Annotated in this window: 23 protein-coding genes and 2 pseudogenes; 4 read left to right on the top strand and 21 right to left on the bottom strand. The window is 30.2% G+C overall.

Annotated features, from left to right (window positions below):
• Positions 1–223 precede the first annotated feature (223 nt).
• Positions 224–634 carry a hypothetical protein gene (locus K8354_RS17075; protein WP_223443711.1) on the bottom strand — a complete coding sequence of 137 codons (411 nt, stop codon included), beginning with the start codon at positions 632–634 and terminating at the stop codon, positions 224–226.
• 42 nt (positions 635–676) lie between these two features.
• The gene (locus K8354_RS17070; RefSeq protein WP_223443708.1) at positions 677–889 is read right to left on the bottom strand and encodes a hypothetical protein; all 213 of its coding nucleotides are present in this window, start codon (positions 887–889) and stop codon (positions 677–679) included.
• A gap of 154 nt (positions 890–1,043) precedes the next feature.
• Here K8354_RS17070 and K8354_RS17065 point away from each other — a divergent pair.
• Positions 1,044–1,941: pseudogene (locus tag K8354_RS17065) on the top strand (IS1595 family transposase).
• Between the two features lie 35 nt (positions 1,942–1,976).
• Here K8354_RS17065 and K8354_RS17060 read toward each other — a convergent pair.
• The 15 genes from K8354_RS17060 to K8354_RS16990 all read right to left on the bottom strand — a co-directional run bounded on the left by K8354_RS17060 (position 1,977) and on the right by K8354_RS16990 (position 13,926).
• Positions 1,977–2,303: a YraN family protein gene (locus K8354_RS17060; protein WP_223443704.1), complete on the bottom strand. Its 327-nt coding sequence runs from the start codon at positions 2,301–2,303 to the stop codon at positions 1,977–1,979.
• Positions 2,304–2,598: 295 nt separating this feature from the next.
• Positions 2,599–3,456, bottom strand: coding sequence for an alpha/beta fold hydrolase (locus tag K8354_RS17055; RefSeq protein ID WP_223443689.1), 858 nt, complete (start codon positions 3,454–3,456; stop codon positions 2,599–2,601).
• A gap of 166 nt (positions 3,457–3,622) precedes the next feature.
• Positions 3,623–4,207, bottom strand: a complete 585-nt coding sequence (locus tag K8354_RS17050; protein ID WP_223443686.1) for a DUF4386 domain-containing protein — start codon at positions 4,205–4,207, stop codon at positions 3,623–3,625.
• 78 nt (positions 4,208–4,285) lie between these two features.
• Positions 4,286–4,855, bottom strand: coding sequence for a hypothetical protein (locus K8354_RS17045; protein WP_223443682.1), 570 nt, complete (start codon positions 4,853–4,855; stop codon positions 4,286–4,288).
• A 40-nt stretch (positions 4,856–4,895) separates the two neighbouring features.
• Positions 4,896–5,513 (bottom strand): hypothetical protein, encoded by a 618-nt coding sequence (locus tag K8354_RS17040; protein ID WP_223443678.1) that lies wholly within the window; start codon positions 5,511–5,513, stop codon positions 4,896–4,898.
• Between the two features lie 113 nt (positions 5,514–5,626).
• A complete protein-coding gene (locus K8354_RS17035) occupies positions 5,627–5,848 on the bottom strand; it encodes a hypothetical protein (RefSeq protein ID WP_223443675.1) in 222 nt (73 codons plus the stop codon).
• Between the two features lie 217 nt (positions 5,849–6,065).
• A complete protein-coding gene (locus K8354_RS17030; protein WP_223443672.1) occupies positions 6,066–6,452 on the bottom strand; it encodes a cupin domain-containing protein in 387 nt (128 codons plus the stop codon).
• Entirely contained in the window at positions 6,439–7,917 is a 1,479-nt protein-coding gene (locus K8354_RS17025) for a serine hydrolase domain-containing protein (RefSeq protein ID WP_223443670.1), read from the bottom strand. The genes K8354_RS17030 and K8354_RS17025 overlap by 14 nt, the downstream gene beginning before the upstream one ends.
• Position 7,918: 1 nt before the next feature.
• Entirely contained in the window at positions 7,919–8,065 is a 147-nt protein-coding gene (locus K8354_RS17020; RefSeq protein ID WP_223443667.1) for a glycine zipper domain-containing protein, read from the bottom strand.
• Between the two features lie 84 nt (positions 8,066–8,149).
• Positions 8,150–9,709 carry an amidohydrolase family protein gene (locus K8354_RS17015; RefSeq protein WP_223443665.1) on the bottom strand — a complete coding sequence of 520 codons (1,560 nt, stop codon included), beginning with the start codon at positions 9,707–9,709 and terminating at the stop codon, positions 8,150–8,152.
• 3 nt (positions 9,710–9,712) lie between these two features.
• The gene (locus tag K8354_RS17010; RefSeq protein ID WP_223443648.1) at positions 9,713–10,834 is read right to left on the bottom strand and encodes a type 1 glutamine amidotransferase domain-containing protein; all 1,122 of its coding nucleotides are present in this window, start codon (positions 10,832–10,834) and stop codon (positions 9,713–9,715) included.
• A 75-nt stretch (positions 10,835–10,909) separates the two neighbouring features.
• Complete coding sequence (locus K8354_RS17005) at positions 10,910–12,307, bottom strand: alpha/beta hydrolase family protein (RefSeq protein WP_223443646.1); 1,398 nt, start codon at positions 12,305–12,307, stop codon at positions 10,910–10,912.
• 79 nt (positions 12,308–12,386) lie between these two features.
• Positions 12,387–12,983, bottom strand: coding sequence for a hypothetical protein (locus tag K8354_RS17000; protein WP_223443644.1), 597 nt, complete (start codon positions 12,981–12,983; stop codon positions 12,387–12,389).
• Between the two features lie 7 nt (positions 12,984–12,990).
• Positions 12,991–13,476, bottom strand: a complete 486-nt coding sequence (locus tag K8354_RS16995; protein WP_223443642.1) for an RNA polymerase sigma factor — start codon at positions 13,474–13,476, stop codon at positions 12,991–12,993.
• Positions 13,477–13,725: 249 nt separating this feature from the next.
• Entirely contained in the window at positions 13,726–13,926 is a 201-nt protein-coding gene (locus K8354_RS16990) for a helix-turn-helix transcriptional regulator (protein WP_223443639.1), read from the bottom strand.
• 231 nt (positions 13,927–14,157) lie between these two features.
• Here K8354_RS16990 and K8354_RS16985 point away from each other — a divergent pair, with 231 nt between their 5' ends.
• Entirely contained in the window at positions 14,158–14,457 is a 300-nt protein-coding gene (locus K8354_RS16985; RefSeq protein WP_223443636.1) for a DUF1330 domain-containing protein, read from the top strand.
• Between the two features lie 178 nt (positions 14,458–14,635).
• Here K8354_RS16985 and K8354_RS16980 read toward each other — a convergent pair whose 3' ends face one another.
• Positions 14,636–16,420: a helix-turn-helix domain-containing protein gene (locus tag K8354_RS16980; protein WP_496559633.1), complete on the bottom strand. Its 1,785-nt coding sequence runs from the start codon at positions 16,418–16,420 to the stop codon at positions 14,636–14,638.
• A gap of 196 nt (positions 16,421–16,616) precedes the next feature.
• Between K8354_RS16980 and K8354_RS16975 the strand changes: the two are divergent.
• Positions 16,617–16,829, top strand: a pseudogene (locus K8354_RS16975) (IS1595 family transposase); the annotation flags it as partial.
• 281 nt (positions 16,830–17,110) lie between these two features.
• On the opposite strand, the gene K8354_RS16970 reads toward K8354_RS16975, so the two are convergent.
• Together K8354_RS16970 and K8354_RS16965 are read right to left on the bottom strand one after the other, a co-directional pair.
• On the bottom strand, positions 17,111–17,575 hold the full coding sequence (locus K8354_RS16970) for a hypothetical protein (protein ID WP_223443629.1): 465 nt from the start codon (positions 17,573–17,575) through the stop codon (positions 17,111–17,113).
• Positions 17,576–17,714: 139 nt separating this feature from the next.
• Positions 17,715–18,356, bottom strand: a complete 642-nt coding sequence (locus K8354_RS16965) for a DUF6266 family protein (protein ID WP_223443627.1) — start codon at positions 18,354–18,356, stop codon at positions 17,715–17,717.
• A gap of 500 nt (positions 18,357–18,856) precedes the next feature.
• On the opposite strand from K8354_RS16965, the gene K8354_RS16960 reads away from it, so the two are divergent.
• Positions 18,857–19,120, top strand: a complete 264-nt coding sequence (locus K8354_RS16960; RefSeq protein ID WP_223443624.1) for a hypothetical protein — start codon at positions 18,857–18,859, stop codon at positions 19,118–19,120.
• Between the two features lie 158 nt (positions 19,121–19,278).
• Here the strand turns inward: K8354_RS16960 and K8354_RS16955 are convergent, their stop codons facing one another.
• Entirely contained in the window at positions 19,279–20,439 is a 1,161-nt protein-coding gene (locus K8354_RS16955; protein WP_223443621.1) for a Fic family protein, read from the bottom strand.
• Positions 20,440–20,550: the final 111 nt, after the last annotated feature.

Raw genomic sequence — 20,550 nt, 5'->3', positions numbered from 1 at the left:
TTAGTTTTTAGTGGTTTAAAAGCTATAGCAATTCTAATACCACTAATTCTGTTGGGTTAATTCTAGAAGGGTTAATAACTACTTGTTTTACGTTCTTTCCTTCTTTTTGGTACAAAATCCTTTTTACAGTATCGACAGCAATAATATTGCTCTTCCATATTTTTTGTGTATTAAGCGTTAATTGTATGTACAATTAACACTTAATTGCAATAAAGTGCAACTTTTATTCGATTTTTATATCAAAAACGGTTTCTAACAAATACTTTTGAGATTCTTCATCTGTAAGATACTGTTGCTTTTTCTTCTTTACTTTTTGTTTCGGTGGAGCAATTTCTTCTTGCAGTATTTCTGGAATATTTAAGTGAATCATAACGCATTCACGCATAAAATCCTCTTCAGCTTGGGTTTTTCTAAAACCAGGAAAATCTTTATCAATACCTGATTTATGCAACCTATAAGCCGCATTTTGTAGCGTAAAATGACCTAAATACTTTTTATACCTTTCATCTTTACTTGAATGAACATCCAAGACTAATAATTCAGCCAAATAATGCATTACAAATAAATGCTCTTTGTAATTATTAATTAAAATTGAAAATTGTGCTGGATTTAAGACGGATTCATATTCAGCCAAATCAAATAAATTCTCCTTTAAAGCACGTTGCTTTTTGAATACTTATTGTGATTCGTCTTTATCATCCATAAAAATAATATCCATTTTTTTCCTCGCCATAGTTAAGACATCAAATGCCCAATCAATTTCATTGAGCAATTTTTCTTCCATAAAGACTTCAACATAACTTTTTGGTATATAAAACAAAAATGGATACGAAGCTCGGTCTCTTAATTCTTCAAAAATCGCATGTACTTTTCTAGGTTCCTTGTTCATGTTATTTAAATAATTTTGAGTAATCTTCAGGTAATTCCGCATCAATTTGTCTTAAATATTTCTCCAAAGCACTCATGGAACTATGCCCTGTGATTAACATTATTAAGGTCAGTAGATAATTTCATGTCTTAGGAGTCAATAAAATAGGTAAATTATGAATTTATTTACAGGGCAAAACCTTCTAGAGTTTAGTGATCGGTTTAAAACAGATGAAAATTGTAAAGAATATCTGGCAAATTTTAAATAGGAATTAGGCTTTAATTGCTTAAAATGTAAGCATTCAAAGAGTCAAATCCGAAAGGACTTTTCAAGAACTTGTAACAAATGCAGTCATACAGAAACTGCATCAGCAAACATGCTGTTTCATAAAGTGAAGTTTGGTTTACGAAAAGCCCTTTTTATGTGTTTTGAAATGTCAACCACCACAAAAAGTTTATCAGCCAGCTACATGGGAGTTCGTTTTGGAGTTACTGAAAAAACAGCAAGATTATTTATGCATAAAGTTAAAGAAGCAATGAAATCTAGTAAAAATCATCCTATGAAAGGAACGTTCATATTGATGAATTTGTGATTGGAGGAAAGGAAAAAGATTTGATATTAAGAGGAGAAACGTAGTTTCGGTTAAGAAAAAGATTGTAACCGCAGTAGAATTAACGGATAAGGGTAAAATTAAAAGAATGTATGCTCTGAAAATTGATAATTATTCAGCTAAAGAATTAAAAACAATATTTGATAAACACATTGATAAAAACGCAAAAATAACCACAGATAAGCGGAGAGGTTATCGTCCTTTAATTAAAGAATATAATATTACTCAAATAGAAAGTAATCAAGGAAAGAATTTTATGGCAATACACACGATGATTCATCAGGTAAAATTATGGATAAGAACTACCTTTTCATCAGTAAGCGATTTTAACATCGAAAGATATCTTGATGAGTTTTGTTATCGAATTAATCGCTCAAATAGCAAAAAGAACATTTTTAATAATTTGATATTAAGAATGGCGAAAGCTGAAAAACTATATCAAAGTAAAATTATAGGTTCCTAACTACTGACCTCAATAAAATAATATTTAGAGAAGCTTTAAAAATGCAAAAAAGCATCTTTTAAGTGTTCTATTTTTGTTTCGTTTTTTTGATGAATAATAGCAATAATATCAAAACGAACCTCAACATCTAAATCTAGTTGCACCACATAATAATCTACAGCAGAAAGTAATAGTTTTATTTTTTTGGGAGTGATAAAATCTTGAGGATCTCCAAAATAATCTGTGGAACGTGTTTTTACTTCAACAACAGCTAAAACCGCTCCTTTTTTCGCAATAATATCTACTTCTGCTTTTAAATATCGATAGTTTTTTTCTAAGATTTTATACTCGTTTTTAATTTGTGTCTGCCCGTAAACCTTCAAACTGTTAATTACCCGATTAATAACTTCTGTTTAGCCATTGAATCACTATCAAAAAAAGTCTTATTTTAATCTAATCAACGGATTTACTGGTTTTAGAGCCATTAGATTCGAGCTAAAAAGTTAGAAAATACGTTAACAATTTGAGTTATGTCCATCCATTTTCTCGAAGCTAGTATCAGGTATGCTTAAAAATTTATCAGAAATTGAGTCCATATTATTATCATCTTTTGAACAAGAAAAGAACATGATGATTGATAATAATAATAATAATAACCCCTAAAGTACTTTTATATTTTTATTCACTTTTATCTAAAATTAAATCTTCAATTCTTTTAAAATTTTTATTGGTTGGTACATGTTTAGATCCTTCTAATAATATGACTTCTTCTAAAGAAGGAAAAATATCCTTAGCTCGTTTTATCATTTTTTTACCGGGGAATAAAATGTCTTTTTCAGCCGCAATAATTGTAATTGGTTTTTGAATATTTTTAGTAGATTGTTTAGAGATTACTGGTAAAGGCGAAAAATCCATATTGCAATATTGGAATGTATTTGACATAAAATTTAATGCAAAATCATCATATTCAGAGAATAGCGCATCCATAACTTTTTTTATATATTTTGAATTATTGGTTTTAATAAATTTTTTGAGCGGTAGAAACATTTTGAATACGCCTATAAAAGGGTTACCATTAACAATATATACTGGGGCGATTAAGAAAACCTGCTTAACGGGTGTTTCATTAAATTCTAGTGCTTTTAAACTTATGAAGCCACCAAAGGAAAAGCCTACTAGGGTTACATTTTTTAATCTAAGTTTTATGATTATTTCAATAAGCCATTTACCATAATCTGGAGACTTCATGTCTAATCTATTCTCAGAACTTTTATTGGGCTGCGCTAAAACGTCTATTGCATAGACACAATATCTTGATGATAAATCAGGTAAAGAATCTAAAATTTGTGGTGCACAACCGCCTGTGCCGTGTATCAGAACTAAAGGTGGATTTTTCCAATCTCCAGTAGTAATAACATTTGTGACACCAAACTTTGTTTCTATCAATTTTTCTGAATATTCAATATTTAGCTCTTTTAACTTTTGATTGTAAAGACTTATGATTTTTTCTTTTCCTTCTTTTGATTTGAAAAACATAGATTATTTTTTTGATTGATTATTTTGATTGTTATACCTTAATTTTAGAGTAAACGATTATGATTTGTATTTACTGAAAAAAACAGCTATTGCAATAATTGGGTTTTTGACTTCTAAAATTTTTATTTTCTCAACTTTTTTTCTAACATATAATCTTAGTTAAAAGTTATAAATAAGTCGGTTCTATTATTTTGTTTTGTTGTTTGCTAATAATTAACCAAATAGCAAAAGCTACTTCCCAGAACCCTGCTAATATTAGTAAGTACATACTCGATTCTTTGCCAAATAACTCCACTATAAAGCCAAAGCCCATTAAAGTGTATCCAATTAGACCCCACAAAGCCATCCATTTTGGTAAAAGATTGTGTTTGTAGCATATATAACACATTGGAATACTACCAATTCCTAAAAAAAGCATTGCAATAAAATAACCAAAATCCAAAGAAATACTAATCTCAGGAATTAAGTTCAAAAGAATACTACTTAGTGCAAATGCTTCGATTACTCTTGACAAAAAGTAAGTGTTTCCTATTAAAAGATTAAACTTGATTATGGTTTTTCTTAGAAAAAAACCAATTAACAATACAGCAACTGAATTTATGACCATTAGCAAAGCACCAAAGTATTTATAGGTATCTAATTCGCTTTCGAATAAACTGCGCCCAATACCATAAAATAAAAAAGCCAAAAGAAATAAGACACCAATAAATTTTGACTTTACAAATGGTATTGTTTTGGTGTATTTTTTCATTTTATTATTTGTTTTTGACACTTCGTTAATTCTATTTTTTTCAAACTTCGTTGTTATTTTAATTGTTTTTTAACTAGACTAGAATCTATATCCTATTCGTAAATGCATGTTTAATTCTATTTCACTTTTGTCCTCTGAATACCCAGCACGTTTTGCAAATGTGTAACTAAATCCAGCGCCAAGACCTGCTTCATAATTGAAATGCTTTCCTAAATATCGCCTAATTCCCCAAGTAGGTATAATGGAAAAATCACTTACTATAGGCGCATTGTCAGGATTGAATAAAACAAACCAATCTGGATGATAACCCATTTTTAAAGCAAAAAAATTGCCACTATTACCATCAATTGGTTTTGAGTTCTCTGAGCGTTTTTTGAGGTTATAATAAAATCTTGGTTCAACAACGATTACAGGTGTTAGCAAAAATGGAGAATCATAATCATCATAAAAAGTAGATTCCCAAACACCAAAATCAAAGCCGATTTCTGTTCTCAGTGCTATGGTATTTGATAGTTTTGTTTCATTATATACCCAGATTCCTAAAACTCCAGTTTGTAGTCCGAATATTGATTTTTCTACACTTGTGTTTTGAGATTTGGAGATTAATGTTAGTCCGCAAAAAATTAAGGTTATTAAAGTTTTTTTCATGATAATAATTTTCGATTTAAGTGAATTTGTAAATTCAACCTTATAACCAGCTAAACCCTAAGCCTACATTAAAGATTACTGCATCTCTATCTGCATTTCCATCTAAAGACACACTGCCAAGAACTAATTTAGACTGCACATTAAGTGCGAAGTTTTTCTTTTTATACATTTCGTAACCTGAACTTACCATTACAGCAGTACCAAAATTCCAATCGTCATTTACATCGTCTTTAATATCATATAATGCAGGCGAATCTATTGCTAAACCAATTCCACCATGAATCCACCATCTATCTTTTACCCAGTACTGAACAGATGGAATAAAACCACCAAAGTTCCTGTCATTATCTTGAAATTCGTATATATTTCCAGGTAAAGAGAGGGTAATGGCTAGTTTATCGTTTAACATATAACCGAACTTTACATCTGGAAAAACGAAGGTTCCTTGAGATGTATCAAAAGTTTGAATACCAGCACTATCTTCTATACTGATAATACCACCACCTACTGTAAATTCAAATATGAATCCTTCTCTTTGGGTTGTTGTTTCTGAGTTTGTTTTTTGTGCATACGTTGTACCTGACAATAATGCAAAGGCAACACAAGCCATTCTTAGTAAAATTTGTTTTTTGATTATTTTCATTTTAATTGATGTCATAATTGTTCGTTTTTTGATTATTAAAATTGATGTTTACTATTATTTACTGCAAAATTGAATAATGTATTACGGTTAAATGTTCGTATTTTGAAATTGGAACAAACCTTATCTTATCACTCTTTCGTTTTTAGGTCAAAGATTAATTTTGCATCTACCCAAAAAATATCTGCTTTATTACCACCATAAGATCTGTGAAAGAAAAAATACTTACCATCTGGGGAAATACTTCCATAAGCATCCTCAAATTCGGTATTAATCTTATCACCTAAATTGATTGCAAGCCCCCAAGAATTATCTTTTTGACGAAAAGAAATGTAGCGTTGGAATTTTGACATAGTAATTCTCAAAAGATTTTAAAAAGCATTCAGCGATTATATCAAATTCTATACTCTTTAATTTTTTTACTATCAAAATGTTTTATATTCTTTGATTTTTAAATTGTAGCCAACTCCTTTTCATAAAATACAGAAAGCTAATGCCAACTCAAATAATACTGTTGCCATTACTAATATTGAATGTTTTGAATGCTTCTTGTATTTAATGTTAACATGTTCACCCTTTTTGCTTGTTGATTGATTTTGTAATCTCAGTAATTACATTTCCTGTATGTAAAGTTATTTTGCTTTCTATTAATAGGATGGTACATTCCTTTTTAGATGATACTTTATGGTTTACACCCTTAGGAACCACAAATAAATCTCCTTTTTGCATGGTAAAAGGCTGTTGATGCTCTATTTCCATAATCAGTGATCCGTTTAGAATGTAGAATAACTCATCTTCGTTTTCATGGGTATGCCATGGGACTTTCTCTCCCTTAATTTTAGCGATTTTTACATATTCATTATTTACTTCAGCTATTATTTTTGGTGAATAATAGGATTGTATTTTTTTAATTTGATCATTTACGTTTATCATGTCAAATGTATTACTCGTCTTCATTCAACAATTTGTACAATGTTTTTTTTGACTCCTTACTACCTAATTCGACCGCTTTTGTGTAACTCTTTATGGCATCTTCTTTTTGATTGTATTTTAAATACGCTTCACCCAGTGAGTCCCATAAATTACCATCTTTAGGAAATAATTTCACATTCAATTTAAACAATGCTAAAGCCCAACCAGGTTGATCTTCTTTTTTCAATCTACTATACCCTAATCGATTTAGTATGGCATGGTCGTTAAATTCATACTTAAGTTCTTTCATTAAAAAATCTGGTAATTTTTCTGCATTTGTAGCTGGATTGATTTTCATGAACTCATGTATTAACTCATAAATATTTCTTGGAATTGGTGTAGCATTGTAACTTGTATCAAACATCATTTTCCCAATTTCTCTGGCAACGTATTCTGATTCACTTCCTAAAAACGCATTTGTTATGTATATCACGACTACATCATCGTCTACATATCTCACGAAATCTGAAAAGTACAAACCATTACTACCATTATGAGCAACAATTTTGGTGTCTCTTTTACTTTTAGACACGGCCCACCCATACCCATAATACGAAGTCATTTTCTCGTTCTCGGCTATATATGGTGTTTCTTGAGATTCTCTTGAATTATAAGTTAAAATGATATTGTTTTCTAAAGCGACATGCCACTTGTATAAATCTTCAATAGTAGAGTGAATATCGCCTTTTCCTATGCTATACCAATGATTGTTATTGTAAGGTAGATGTTGTTGGGTTGTTCCCCAATCTTTCCATTCTTCATCATCTCTATTATAATAGTACCCATGTGCTAGTCGTTCTGTACTAAAATCGATACTTTTATACCCTGTACTTTTCATTTGAGCAGGTTTAAATAGATGTTCCTTTAGAAAAGCATTATAGGTTTGTCCTGAAACTGACTCCAATATAACCGTTAACATAATGTAGTTGGCATTTGCATATTGATAGGTTGTGCCAGGTTTAGAGTGTAATTCTGATTCAAAAAACTCTTTTAAAAACTGATCTTTGCTAGCTTCATGATACCTAAAACCACCTGTTCTATTGGAAATTCCTGATGTATGCGTTAGTAATTGATGAATCGTTATATCGCTCTTATCCATAGGTGTTTGGGTAAAATAGGAACTTATTTTATCTGATGTTTTAATTTTTCCTTGCTCTACCAATTTTAAAATTGCAGATGCCGTAAATTGTTTGGTTACAGAACCAATATTAAAAACGGTTGCTGGTGAATTGGGTATTTTATTTTTTCGATCTGCCCATCCATATCCTTTAGACAACATAACTTCCCCTTTTTTAGCAACTAAAACAACTCCAGAAAATCCATTTGTTTCGCTTGCCTCTAAATAAACGTCTATTTTGTTAATGAGCTTCTTATGATTGTTTTGAGCAAAAACGCTGAAGGTTGAAAGCGTGATAAGTACAAAAAATAGTGTTTTAGTAAATGATTTCATTTTATGATTTTTTTTTGCCATTATATTCTAACGCAGCACCTATAGCAATTCCTAGAATAAACCATATTTGCATATTTGAGGTTAAGTAGCCAACTATAGAACCTAGTATAATCCCTATCCCTAATTTTACTCCTTTTTTAGTTTTCATATTTACCTTAATTTCTAATTCATTATAAAAATACATAGTGTTCTGAACTAGAAAGTTCTACTTTAAGAATCAGAACAAAATCTTTTAATCGGCAAACTGCACTCGAATTAATGGACTATGAACCAAGCTTATCAATGTTTTTACATTCATATGAAAGCTGCTAGCAGCTGTTTCTGTAAACTCTTTAAGTTCATTGAGTTTTTCTTCATCATAATACATACCATTTATTATGACGCCATTAATTTCTTTTGTGTTTTTAATATCGCTTAATGGGTTTTTATTTAATAACACCAGATCTGCTTTTTTACCAATTTCAACAGAGCCATAATGCTCTTCCATGTTCGAAAATTTTGCAGGAACTAAAGTAGCAGATTGTAACGCCTCGAGATTGGATATCCCACTTGTTGTTAATTCAAATAATTCATCGTGTAAACTAAAACCCGCAAATACATAAGAATCTGTAACATCGGTACCTGCCATAATGGGCACACCTATTTTATGTGCCATCGCTACTTGTTTTTTTGAAGCCTCAAAAAATTGTTCACTTACGATATTACCAGTACTTTTGAGATTTTTCTCTTTGTTATGGTTTGTATCATATTTCCACCATAACTGTTTTCTAACTTTGGTTATATATTTTAGATTTTTATTGTTTGTAAAGACTTCCTTATGTGCATTAGCTTCAAATTTTAAGGTTTGCAAAGTTGGGGTCCAATAGGTATTTTTTTTGTGCATTAATCGCATTAAAGCTTTTGCTTGAATACTGTCAAACTCTTGTACAATCTTTGCTTTTGATTTCGAGAAATATTGCTTCCAATTGGTTGGGCTTTTTAAACTATCAGCTTCCGGAAAACACTCGTATATAAAAATACGACCATGTTCAAAACTTCTTTGACCTAGATTAACCGCTTCTTCTAAGCTTAAAAACATCGGTTTATGACCTGCCAAATGCAAACCGTAATTAGGCGCTTTTTTAGCTAGTTCTGTGTAAGTGTCTTTTGGTAACTGTTGGTAAACTTTAATAAAATCAACCTTTTCATTTTTATAAAATTGTAATAATGAATCAACCTGAGATGGCTTTTGCAGTTTAAAAAAGTTGGGGGACTCTTCAGGAATGGCTTTTTCACCATCCATTTGGTAACTGCTCTGTAACACGTATCTTGGTGTGACTCTTATGTTATTTTCTAAATCTTTATTCCATTGCAAACGTTCTTTACTACCCACCCAATAACTATCTCTTTCATTTAATTGACCAGACATGTCTCTAACACCAGTTATTCCATTCGCAATGTAAAGCGGGTGATGCAACCATGCTGAATGTTGGTTAGAATGGGTGTGCATGTCCCATAATCCAGGAATGAGGAATTTGTCCGTACCATCGATAATTAGTGCATCATCAGAAGCTGTGATATTCGTAGTATCAACTTTTGTAATTCGAGAGTGCTCTATTAAAACAAACCGATGCTTGGCAATTTCACCTGTTGCAACATCAACAATATTTACATTTTTAATGATGGTCTGCTCTGATAATTTTGGTGGCTGTAAGGTACTCATCGGCCATAAATAAGCTATCGCAAAAACTGTAAGTATTACACAAATGAATGCGCCACTAGCTTTTAAAAAAAACAAAACTTTTCTCTTCATGAATTAACTTTTCGTTATTTCATTTAGCAATGCTAACGCTTCCTTTTTTAAAAAATCTTTTTCAATTAACTCTTCAAGAGTTTGTTTAGCCTGTTTCAATTTGCCAATTTTTATTTGTGATTTTGCAACTAACAATTGAAAGTTTTTATTAAAAAAATATGGTTTGGCAAACGAGATTAAGTCTATCCCATTTTCTAAGTTCTCTTTATTATTTTTTGTGTTTTGGATAAGGATAAATCCATAGGTTGCTATGAGTTTATAATGATAACTACCTTCACTACTTTCTTTAAATAATTCATTTTTATTAAGTTGGTTATTTAGGAATTTCTTTATAAAATCTAATGTTGCATCTTGCTTGGAAATGCTTCTGTGCTCAAGCTTGTTGCCCAAAGCCTGCACTACAGCTTCTGCCGAAACTTTTGTGGAAGCCGGATTTTGCCCTGTTATAAACTTGCCTGAAATGACCACGTTTTCTAACATAAAACTACTTTTTTGATATTTTGCACCTCTAGACTTTAGAGCATCTTCTAATAAAAAAGGGAATTCATCAATCCATTGACTCTTAAAAATATTTTCTTCTTCGTTAGAAAAACCCGTAATCCTTTCCTTATCTAAAATAAATTTGTTTTGGTGTTTCACATGAATAAAGGCAGAAGTACCATGACAAACAGACGCCAAAACTGTACCTTTTCGATTGTATAGTTTTAGTATTATATCTTGTAATGAAGGGTCATATGGAATATCGAACATAGCTCCCTTACCACCAATAATATAAATAGCATCAAAATTATCAGCATCTACCTGTGCAGTAGCTACTGTTTGCTTCAACAAGTAAGCTGTATTTTCATTGGTTAAAAACGCCTTATTTTTTTCTTTGGTTGCGTCGAATATATCTGCTGTGACGCTACCTCCTTTGGGACTTGCTATAATAACCTTTACATTATTTTGAGTAAATATATTGTAGGCATCCACAAATTCCTCAAACTCAAAACCTGGTCTTGCATTGCCATTATCTTTACCATAACTACTTAGTACAATTAAAACCCTCTTTTGAATTTTTGAAGTTGATTGCGAAAAAGTTGATGCAGTTATGAGCAACAGTAATAAGGTTATATAATTTTTCATAATTTGAATGTATTATTATTACAAAACTATGTAAAGGTTATTGTTGAATTATTTTGATTAAAGCATCCGAACTCATTAATTTATATGCCCTAAAATCCAATTTGATATTTCTTTCAATGCTATTGGGGAAAATGTTTGTTCAATTTTACGATACTCATCCATTTTACCCGTTTCACACTCTTGAAAAAAGTGATTTAAGCCTTCTAATTTTATCACTTTATAATCTTTATTTTTTCCTTTAATCAAAGCTTGACGTATTCCATTTTGATTTATTTTGGCATTCACTTGGGTATCTTTACTACCATTTAAAGACAGCACAGGGATTTGTAATTTTTCAAATTCATCAGCTGGATTGTATTGTAAAAAGTAACGTGACCAAGGTTTGACACTTGTATTTACTTGGTTACTGATTAACGCGTCTATATTTTTCTCTGGTACATTTAAGCCACTCAATATTGGTCTTAAAAAATTGTTATAGTGTGCTGTTAATTCTGTTTTAATTATATCTTCACTTTTATCAGATGTAACTATAGCGATTGCCTTTCTTGAATTTTCCTCAAATGCTTTTTCATCCTTTACAGGAAACTGACGTAATGTTTTAGATTGCATAACCGATAATTCTGTTCCAGAAATACCAGTAGAAGCCAATAAAACCATAAAGGCAACATCGTTTGAATTATTAGCCGCTAATGGTGCAATGATACCACCTTCGCTATGCCCTATTAAACCAATATTCGTTTGGTCTATTTCTTTTCTAGTTTTTAAGTAAGAAATAGCGCTTAGTACATCTTTAGAAAAATCTTCTGTGGTTGCACTACCAAAATCTCCAGTAGATGCTCCTTGACCACGATCATCGAAACGCAACACTCCAATGCCTTGTTTGGTTAGATGATCTGCTAAAACTAAAAAGGGCTTATGTCCCATAAAGGTTTCATCTCGGTCTTGTGGACCACTTCCGCTAATTAAAATTGCTACTGGAAATATACCGTTTTTATTAGGTAACGTTAAGGTACCAGCTAAAGTTATATTTGCTTGGTTATTTTTAAACACTACTTCTTCTTCATAGTAGGGATACGGTTTTACTGGTTCTTGAGGTCTGCGTTGGTCTTCTATTTCTACGCTCCCTCTTTTTAAATTCAAGGCCATTTCTATACCACCTTCTTTATAGTTTCCTTCAAATTGTTGTAATTCACTATTAAAGTCTGCTATATAAGACATCCCAACGTTTGAACCGTCAATTATCAACTTTCCGTTTGTAAACGTTGTTGCTGTAGGTTTAATTCCAGAAACTCTAAATGTAGGTACATTCATTATTGCCGAATATTTCCCATTTTCCTGTTTGATATTAAATATAAATGTGATTTCCTTGTCACCCCTTTTAGTTTTTCCGCTCCAATCTCCTGACATATCTTGAGAAAAAGCGCTTGCTATAAATAGTGTAAGTATTAATGTAATTGATATAATTGTTTTCATTTTTGGATGTGTTTTTCCTGTCGAATACTATTCGAATTTTAAAAATTAATAATTTGTTTGTTTTTAAATCTTATTTGAGTTACTCTTCTAATTCTTTTAGAATTTTGTTAGCTGAATCTGAAGCCTTTTTATATTTTTTCAAAACCCATTGTGAGAATATAAATAAGACTCCAATTCCTGAAGGGACTAGCCAATTCAGTTTTTCAGTCATTGTAAAAACATTTATGCCTTTCATGATTTTACCAAAAGAAATCACAGCAAGTATTAATACTATAAAGCTGGTATAAAAGCTAATTTTTTGTAATTTCATAAACCTTACTTTCGCTTTTGCATAATTCACTAAGGACTCTTTGTAAGTGCCTTTAGATACATCTATAGCTTCCAATTTTTTAATAGATTTTAATGAAAGAATTGGTAGTAACACACATGCGACTATAGTAAGCAATCCCGTAAGTTGTAAATACCAAACATCTAGCAGACTAAAGTTACTGATTAGGAAAAAAACAGCTGCAAAACAGATAAAAGCACTTAGCGTTTCTGGCACAGAAATTCTGCGTATACTATTTTCATAACGTTCTTTAGACATCTCTAGAATTAACTGATCTGTTAATACTTTTTGTTGATCTACTTTTTGACTCATATCTTCCCAAAGGGATTTCATTTCTTCAAGTTCCATGTTTATTTTATTTTTTTATTTGAGATTTTAATTTTTGTTTAATTCGCGCTAAACGTGTACCAACATTGGTAGTTGTAAACCCTGTAATTGCAGCAATTTCATCATAGTTTTTTCCTTCTAAGTAAAGTAATATGATTCCTTTTTCTACAATACTTAGTTTTTTTATATGCGCATATAAAAGTGTAATTCGCTCTTCCATTACTGTATCAACTGGATCCATTTTATTAAAAAGAACATGGTCTATGGATACTCGCGTTCCTTTTCTTTTTTCTTTTTTCAAATTGCTGATGGCAGTATTTAGTGCAACACGATACATCCAAGTACTCATTTTTGAATTCTTTTTAAAAGAAGGGTACGATTTCCAAAGTTGATATACAATGTCTTGATATACATCTTTTTGATCTTCGGCACTATTGGTATAAAGCCTTGAAACTTTATAAATAATACCTTCGTTCTCCTTTATTTGTTGAATAAATTCCTCTTTTGTATGCATTTAAAGATTAATTACATGCTATTAGTATTTGAAGTACTCAAAAAATCACAAAAAAATTGTATTTATTTTTTAAAATAAACATAAGATACTGATTCATAGATTATTGCTGTTTAAGTAAAACAATCTCTCAAGCAGTCTATAACTGCTACTAATGTGATGTCATAAAATTAACTATAAACAGTAAAAAGAAAGTTCTAATTTAAAAATTAGAACCAATTTTTTATCCGCTATAACTCTAATAAAAGATTTTTATTCCTTTTCATCGAGCTCAAAAAAAACATTCACTGGTTTTTGGAAAATCCGTGATATTTTTAAAGCTAATACAGTTGATGGAATCGTCTTGTTTTTTTCAATTAAATGTATAGATTGTCTAGACACCCCTACTTTTCTTGCCAATTCTGCCTGTGTAAGTTTACAAATAGCACGTTCTTCTTTTATTTTATTTTTCATAAGTCCATTTTTTATGTAAAGACAATAGATGGCAAAAAACTTTACTTCCGTAAAACCATACTAATGCTAAAGTATTAGTGCGATTGCATTAAAAAAAGTCACACTGACTACTTCTGAAAATGCAACATTTCAAATAGACACTAAATTGACTACGGTGATTTTTTTTTTTTTTTAAAATTAAAAAATGTGATTTTTTTAACGTTCTATATACTCATAGGGAAACAATACATTATGAATATTAAAATTATACTCATTATTATAGCTTTTGTGAATCTAAATGAGAAAGAAGCTTTTGAATATTACAGGTCTAAAATTAGAGCAAAATATGAATTGGTTGGTGCAAAACCAGTAAAATACCCAATTAAACATGGAGTCATTGGTGAAAAAAAACCAGACTTTATTATGGTTGTTGAATTTCCAAACCAAGAAGCTTTGGAGAAATTATTTAACAGTGAAGACTATAAAAAATTAATACCTTACCGAAAGAAAGCCTTTACCGATTTAAAAGTGTTTATATCAGAAAAGAAATAAGCGGTTATTAATACCATCATCTTTGTTTCTGTATGTAATAAAGATGATAACTTTTCATTATTTTTTGAAAAATATACTAGCTTCTAAAGTGCTCAAAAAATGATTTTGAGGTTCGTCAAAAAAATATGTACTTGTATTAATGCAAAAAAATATATTTTTTTATTTGGATTTTTGACTGTTAAATATTCTTTTTAAGATAGGTGTATGGTGTTATCCCTTCCATTTTTTTAAAGAAAGTATTAAACACTGTTTTAGAATTAAAACCACTATCGTAAGCCACAGCCATTATCGTTAATCCATTATTTTCTTCTTGAAGAATACGCTCTTTAAATTCATTAACTCTAAAGGTGTTCACGTATTCAGAGAAGTTTTTTTGAAAGCCTAGGTTTACTAATTGAGACACATAATTTGCAGGAAGCTCTAAATAAGATGCCAAATCTTTTAAGGAAAGGTCTGGGTTTAAAAACAGTTTGTAGTCTAACATTATTTGCTCTAGCTCTTTGCTGTACTTTTTAACTTCATTAGTATCCAATAATGCCTGTTTGTATTTTTTCTTCCTTTTATAATTGACATTATCTGGAATGGCTTTCAGCATAATATCTTTAAACCTTTTGTTGTTTTTTATTGGTTTAAGAATTGGTGATGGATTCAATAATAAAATTAATGGCAAGCGCTTGTTGTATGCTTGCTCTATTAAATCGATTACCTTTTCATCATTACCCAACAAAGCATTGACCAATATCAAAAACGTAAATGCCTTATCTACAAGTGCAGAAGTCAAATAGGTTTCTAATTCTTTTAATCCATCATTGCATTTTTCCTTTTCATTGAGCTTTGCATAACACATAGTTTTACCACCTAATTTTGTGAGGTCTTTTATAGAAACACCTTCAAGAGAATTGAAATATGTCAAAGCTTCGTTTGATTTATCCGACATTAATAAACATATGCCTATGTAAATTGGTGGAAAGGGTAACTTAGGGTCTAGATCCAAAGCCTTTTTCAAGAAAGGTATTGCCGTATTGTATTCTTCTTTTAAGTAATATAAAAACCCCTTATAATGATGATTGATAGCAGCATAAGGATCTAATTGTAATGCTTTGTCTAGATAATTACTTGCTGCATCTAATTTTCCTTCCACAGTCAAAAAATTAGAAATGGTTAAGTAAATATCGTCTGCTTGTTGAATTTCCAAAGCTTTGTTGGCGTGTTCATACGCTTTCTTAAGATTCCAGTTCTGCCAGCATTCTATCCACGCCATATTTAATTGTGACCTTGATGAGTTTGGATCTAGCTTTAATGCCTTCGACAAATAAGGCTGCGCCTTCTCGTAGGCCTCGAATGCAGGTAAAAGTCCCATGGTTCCCATGTTAACATAAGCTAAATTAACATCTAGGTAAGGGCTCGAAAAATTAGGTGATTTATGTATTACTTCAGTTAAAATATTGATTCCCTTAATAGAGTTTTTATAATCTAACTTCATGATGTAATATCTTCCTTTCAGGTATTCTCTATAAATAGCTACCGGCACATCAATGGGTTCAACTAGCTTATTTTCTATTTCTAAATGCCCAAGATGTTCACGTAATTTTTCAGCTATAAACAAACTAATTTCATCTTGAATTTCAAAAATATTTTTAGGGTTTCTATCAAAGGTTTCTGACCAGAAATGAAAGTCATCTACAGTATCAATCATTTGCACTGTAATACGCATTTTATTTCTAGATACTCTAATACTTCCTTCAATAAACGTAGCTACCTTTAATTTTTCTCTTATTTCTTTTGCTGTAACTGATTTGTTTTTAAAAAAAAATGAAGAAGTACGGGAAGTAACAGAAAGTTGTTTGATTTTTGCTAATGCAGTAATGATTTCTTCTGTTAAGCCATCGCAGAAGTATTCGTTTTCAATATTGTTACTCATATTGACGAAAGGAAGAACTGCTATGGATTTGTTGTTGATCAAACTTTATTTTTGGTTTTTAACAAATTTAAAAAATAAATAATATAAGAGTTAATTGTTATCATTTTAATTACTGAAAATGGACTTCCTAGTAATTTTGTGACTAATTTTCTTAGGCCACTTTGTTAAAAATTCCTTTTAATTTTATTAAGGTCAGTAGATAATTTCATGTCTTAGGAGTCAATAAAATAGGTAAATTATGAATTTATTTACAGGGCAAAACCTTCTAGAGTTTAGTGATCGGTTTAAAACAGATGAAAATTGTAAAGAATATCTGGCAAATTTTAAATAGGAATTAGGCTTTAATTGCTTAAAATGTAAGCATTCAAAGAGTCAAATCCGAAAGGACTTTTCAAGAACTTGTAACAAATGCAGTCATACAGAAACTGCATCAGCAAACACGCTGTTATATTAATAACCTCTTAAAAGTATTGTGTTTATTGAATTTAAATAAATATTATTAAAATAGGTACAACATAGGTATAACATTTAAAAAAGGCTTAATTATATTTTAAAAAGGTAAATAAATACTTATTTTTTTTAGTGACCAGTATTAAACTATATTTGCAAAAAGGTATGTATTTATGGCGAAAAAGAAAACTAATAACACTGATTCTAATAAGGGTAAAAAGGTAAATTTAACCGAACATAGAAAAAACACACAAACAAAGGGATCAAGAACTGGCACAAGACCTAAATCAAAAGATAATTAAAAATCGCCAGTAAAAATACACCAACCAACATAAAAACAATAGATACTACATTTAATAAATCAGTCCAAAAATTAAACTGATTAACTTTATTATCGTATTCTTTTTGCAAACAGGCATCGTGCTTTTTTCCTTCAATTTTTTTTAATTCTTCTACAATATATTTCTCTTCATTATTGTTACCGTGATAACCGGTTACCTGTGAAATAAAATTTGATATAATACCTAAAAGAAGAATTACACCAGACCATATTAAAATTGTTGAGTTTTCAATTTCAATTTTACCTGTTTTAAACTCTCTTAAAGTTTCAAATATTATATAGATTCCTGCACCACTTATAGCAATAACTAACAAATCCATTCTACGAATTGAATAATTTGTTCTATCCTTTGTATTACTTAAATGATTAAGCCAATTATTGTATTTATTTCTATTCTTTTCTTTCATTTTAATAAATAATAATTTGATAAGATTAGTAAAGATAGATTATTCAAATCTATAAATTTTTGATGTTTAAAAAGTTTTTAAAAAAACCGCTTCTAAATTAATAGAAACGGTTTTCAATATGTATTTAAACTTAAAGTTATTAAGCTGCCGTACCAGAGCCTAAATACACACTATTTGATACTGTTGCGCCATCAGCAGAAACAAACGCCATAAATAACTCTACTGTGTCTCCTGCGTAGGTATTTGGTATTGAAACCACTTGCGAACCTGCTGTTCTATCAGCACCATCCAAAATAGAAATTGATTCTTTTTTGCTTGGATTGTAAACTAATACCATTGCTTTGTCTGTTGCATTTGCATTACCTTCTGCAGAGTTATCATCCCAATCAAAACTTACTTGTCCTGCGGTTGTTAAATCGGTTGTACCATTCAATACTCCAGATAAAGAACCTCTACTCAATAAAGCTAAAGAATAATCAATCGTGAAGTTAGGTGCGATACCTCCAACTGCATTATTTAATACATAAGACATAGCAGCATTAAATTCCGTTTTCTTGGTCGCAAATGACTTATAACCGATTTTAATAAAACCTTTAGTCGCTTGCAAATACTCCAATGTAATGGTAAATTTATTACGCTGATTCACTTGACCCTCTGTTCGAGGATTTGCCACGCTTGATGGCTTAATTCTGATATAGTCGATACCTTTCCAGCTACCTCCAATAACGTTACCTACCTTACCAGATAGACCTCCTAAAATTCCTTGGGCTATTTTCCCCATTTATAAAACAATTTAAAATTAATACTCGTTCGGATTTGGTACGGACTTGATATTGCTTTTAAACCTTATTTTCGTTACTAATATAACTAATATTATACCATTTTGTTACTGTTTTAGACCTTTACGATGCTTTTGCGTTAGGCTTCATTAACTTGCATCACATTTATTTAATTATTTTTTAAACTCCTTTAAAATCATTTATTTACCGGTGTTTATTTACTGATTTTACTTAACGAAATGAGACAAACAAAGAATTTTGATAAAGAAATAAAATGAATTTAGTAGAATTTTTGTGCAGCTGAATAAGATAAGGAAAATCAGTGTTTTATCGTTTTTAAAGATTGATAAACAGAGGCTGGGTTTGAGCGTGGAGTTTATCAATCTTTAAAAATGTTAGCCCAATGGCGATTGAATGACATAATATTGGAAAAAAAAACTACATAAAAAGGAAACCCGTAAAATTATTTAAAACATTGACTGTAAATTTGTTGAAAAAACTTATGATAGAAAATGCAATAGAACAAATCGCAGGAATTATGAATACATTTCCTGATATTAAAGAAATTAAAATATCAAGTAAAAATCGTTTTACTATTTTCTGGGGTAATCAAGAATTACAATCAGAAACCTTTACAGATTCTATTGATTTATTGGAATGGTGTGAAAAAAATCTAAAATCTACACTTGATGATGTAAAACCTAAAAATTTTATAACTTCCCTTTTTAACCGTTTGAAAAAAAATAGAAATAAACTAGAATTTTAATAAATAATGAGGCTGTGAAACATAGATTTACAAGAGAAAATATAAACAGCCCTTTGGATAGTTTACTGAAAAAGACTAATTTTAAAACGAAGAACATATTTGCGATATATCAACAATGAGTATATACAATGAGTATATACAATTGTTGGCAGTAATTTCTACAAATCCCTAACTGGAAGAAAACCTTTTTCATCTAGAGTTTTTATTACTCCTCTTAATAAAAAATTATTATCAAAACGAATAATATATTTTCTAGCACCCTCTTTTTCAGGGACTAACATTTTCTTATCTATTAATTTTTTTATTTGCCTTGATATTTCTGAACTAACTTTACCTGTAAATATCTTTTTCAAATTAGAAGCCTGTATAACCTGTAATTCAATTACTTTTCTTAATATTTTAGATTCAACATCTGTAATATATTCCCTTTCAAGTGAGTGAACCAAAGAAGGTAATAAAATTTCTTTTCTCAAATAGTCATAATCACTTAGCTTATCTATTTTTTCAATCTCCTCTTTTAATCCCTTCAATACATATTCACACCAAGCTAAGATACCTTCTTCGGTTCCCATGTCTGCTTTTGATAAATTATCATAATAATCATTTCTATTACTACAGAATACAGCTGTTGGATTTATTATCCTACCAACGTTAACATTGAATCCTGTTTTTACTAACATTGCATAAGTAAATAATCTTACTGTTCTTCCGTTTCCATTTCCAAAAGGGTGAATCCAAACAAAACGGTGATGAGCAATAGCTGCCTTTAATAAATCATACTTTGGACTATCTTCTCTTTCAATAAAATCTAATAACTCATTCATATAATCCTGAACCTTAATGTAATCAGGAGGTAAATGATTTGAATTATTTATCTTTAAATTAACGTTTCTATATACACCAGGAGTATGATCGCCCTCACCTTGAGGAGGAGGAGGTAACTCCCTTACAATCATTTTATGTAATTCACTTAAAAACATCCTGTTAATAGGATAATCTACAATATTATCCTCTATGAATTCCATAGCCTTTTCAATATTTTTAATCTCTCTTACGCCTTCAGAAACGTTCTCGTTAGTTTCTAATTTTGTTTCAATATATTCAGCAACAGTCGTATTGTTTCCTTCTATTCTTGCAGACCCAATACTTTCTAAAGTGTGGAAAATATGTTTTAGCTGAAAAAAGACACGAGGATGAGTTGAACCACCCAGCGGTTTCTTCCTTAAATAATCTAGTTCAATTATCAAATCCGTCAAAGAAGAGCCAAACGATGGTTCTACTAATTTTAGTTGATAATCTGAGAATTTAGCTTCTGACATTTATATTTGAATTAAAAAAGAATTAACATACAACAACAACAACAATTAACAGTTTTCAACAAAAGTAACTACTTATCAACATGTTGCAAATATATTTTAAAAAACAACAAT

The organism is Polaribacter litorisediminis, from assembly GCF_019968605.1.
Lineage (GTDB): Bacteria > Bacteroidota > Bacteroidia > Flavobacteriales > Flavobacteriaceae > Polaribacter > Polaribacter litorisediminis.
This window is presented reverse-complemented; position numbering and strand designations above follow the sequence as displayed.

What these genes read in the sequence shown, in the direction of transcription:
- K8354_RS17070 (WP_223443708.1), bottom strand. Translation starts at nt 889, where the DNA reads ATGAACAAGGAACCTAGAAAAGTACATGCGATTTTTGAAGAATTAAGA.
- K8354_RS17055 (WP_223443689.1), bottom strand. Translation starts at nt 3,456, where the DNA reads ATGTTTTTCAAATCAAAAGAAGGAAAAGAAAAAATCATAAGTCTTTAC.
- K8354_RS17050 (WP_223443686.1), bottom strand. Translation starts at nt 4,207, where the DNA reads ATGAAAAAATACACCAAAACAATACCATTTGTAAAGTCAAAATTTATT.
- K8354_RS17045 (WP_223443682.1), bottom strand. Translation starts at nt 4,855, where the DNA reads ATGAAAAAAACTTTAATAACCTTAATTTTTTGCGGACTAACATTAATC.
- K8354_RS17040 (WP_223443678.1), bottom strand. Translation starts at nt 5,513, where the DNA reads ATGACATCAATTAAAATGAAAATAATCAAAAAACAAATTTTACTAAGA.
- K8354_RS17035 (WP_223443675.1), bottom strand. Translation starts at nt 5,848, where the DNA reads ATGTCAAAATTCCAACGCTACATTTCTTTTCGTCAAAAAGATAATTCT.
- K8354_RS17030 (WP_223443672.1), bottom strand. Translation starts at nt 6,452, where the DNA reads ATGAAGACGAGTAATACATTTGACATGATAAACGTAAATGATCAAATT.
- K8354_RS17025 (WP_223443670.1), bottom strand. Translation starts at nt 7,917, where the DNA reads ATGAAATCATTTACTAAAACACTATTTTTTGTACTTATCACGCTTTCA.
- K8354_RS17020 (WP_223443667.1), bottom strand. Translation starts at nt 8,065, where the DNA reads ATGAAAACTAAAAAAGGAGTAAAATTAGGGATAGGGATTATACTAGGT.
- K8354_RS17015 (WP_223443665.1), bottom strand. Translation starts at nt 9,709, where the DNA reads ATGAAGAGAAAAGTTTTGTTTTTTTTAAAAGCTAGTGGCGCATTCATT.
- K8354_RS17010 (WP_223443648.1), bottom strand. Translation starts at nt 10,834, where the DNA reads ATGAAAAATTATATAACCTTATTACTGTTGCTCATAACTGCATCAACT.
- K8354_RS17005 (WP_223443646.1), bottom strand. Translation starts at nt 12,307, where the DNA reads ATGAAAACAATTATATCAATTACATTAATACTTACACTATTTATAGCA.
- K8354_RS17000 (WP_223443644.1), bottom strand. Translation starts at nt 12,983, where the DNA reads ATGGAACTTGAAGAAATGAAATCCCTTTGGGAAGATATGAGTCAAAAA.
- K8354_RS16995 (WP_223443642.1), bottom strand. Translation starts at nt 13,476, where the DNA reads ATGCATACAAAAGAGGAATTTATTCAACAAATAAAGGAGAACGAAGGT.
- K8354_RS16990 (WP_223443639.1), bottom strand. Translation starts at nt 13,926, where the DNA reads ATGAAAAATAAAATAAAAGAAGAACGTGCTATTTGTAAACTTACACAG.
- K8354_RS16985 (WP_223443636.1), top strand. Translation starts at nt 14,158, where the DNA reads ATGAATATTAAAATTATACTCATTATTATAGCTTTTGTGAATCTAAAT.
- K8354_RS16970 (WP_223443629.1), bottom strand. Translation starts at nt 17,575, where the DNA reads ATGAAAGAAAAGAATAGAAATAAATACAATAATTGGCTTAATCATTTA.
- K8354_RS16965 (WP_223443627.1), bottom strand. Translation starts at nt 18,356, where the DNA reads ATGGGGAAAATAGCCCAAGGAATTTTAGGAGGTCTATCTGGTAAGGTA.
- K8354_RS16960 (WP_223443624.1), top strand. Translation starts at nt 18,857, where the DNA reads ATGATAGAAAATGCAATAGAACAAATCGCAGGAATTATGAATACATTT.
- K8354_RS16955 (WP_223443621.1), bottom strand. Translation starts at nt 20,439, where the DNA reads ATGTCAGAAGCTAAATTCTCAGATTATCAACTAAAATTAGTAGAACCA.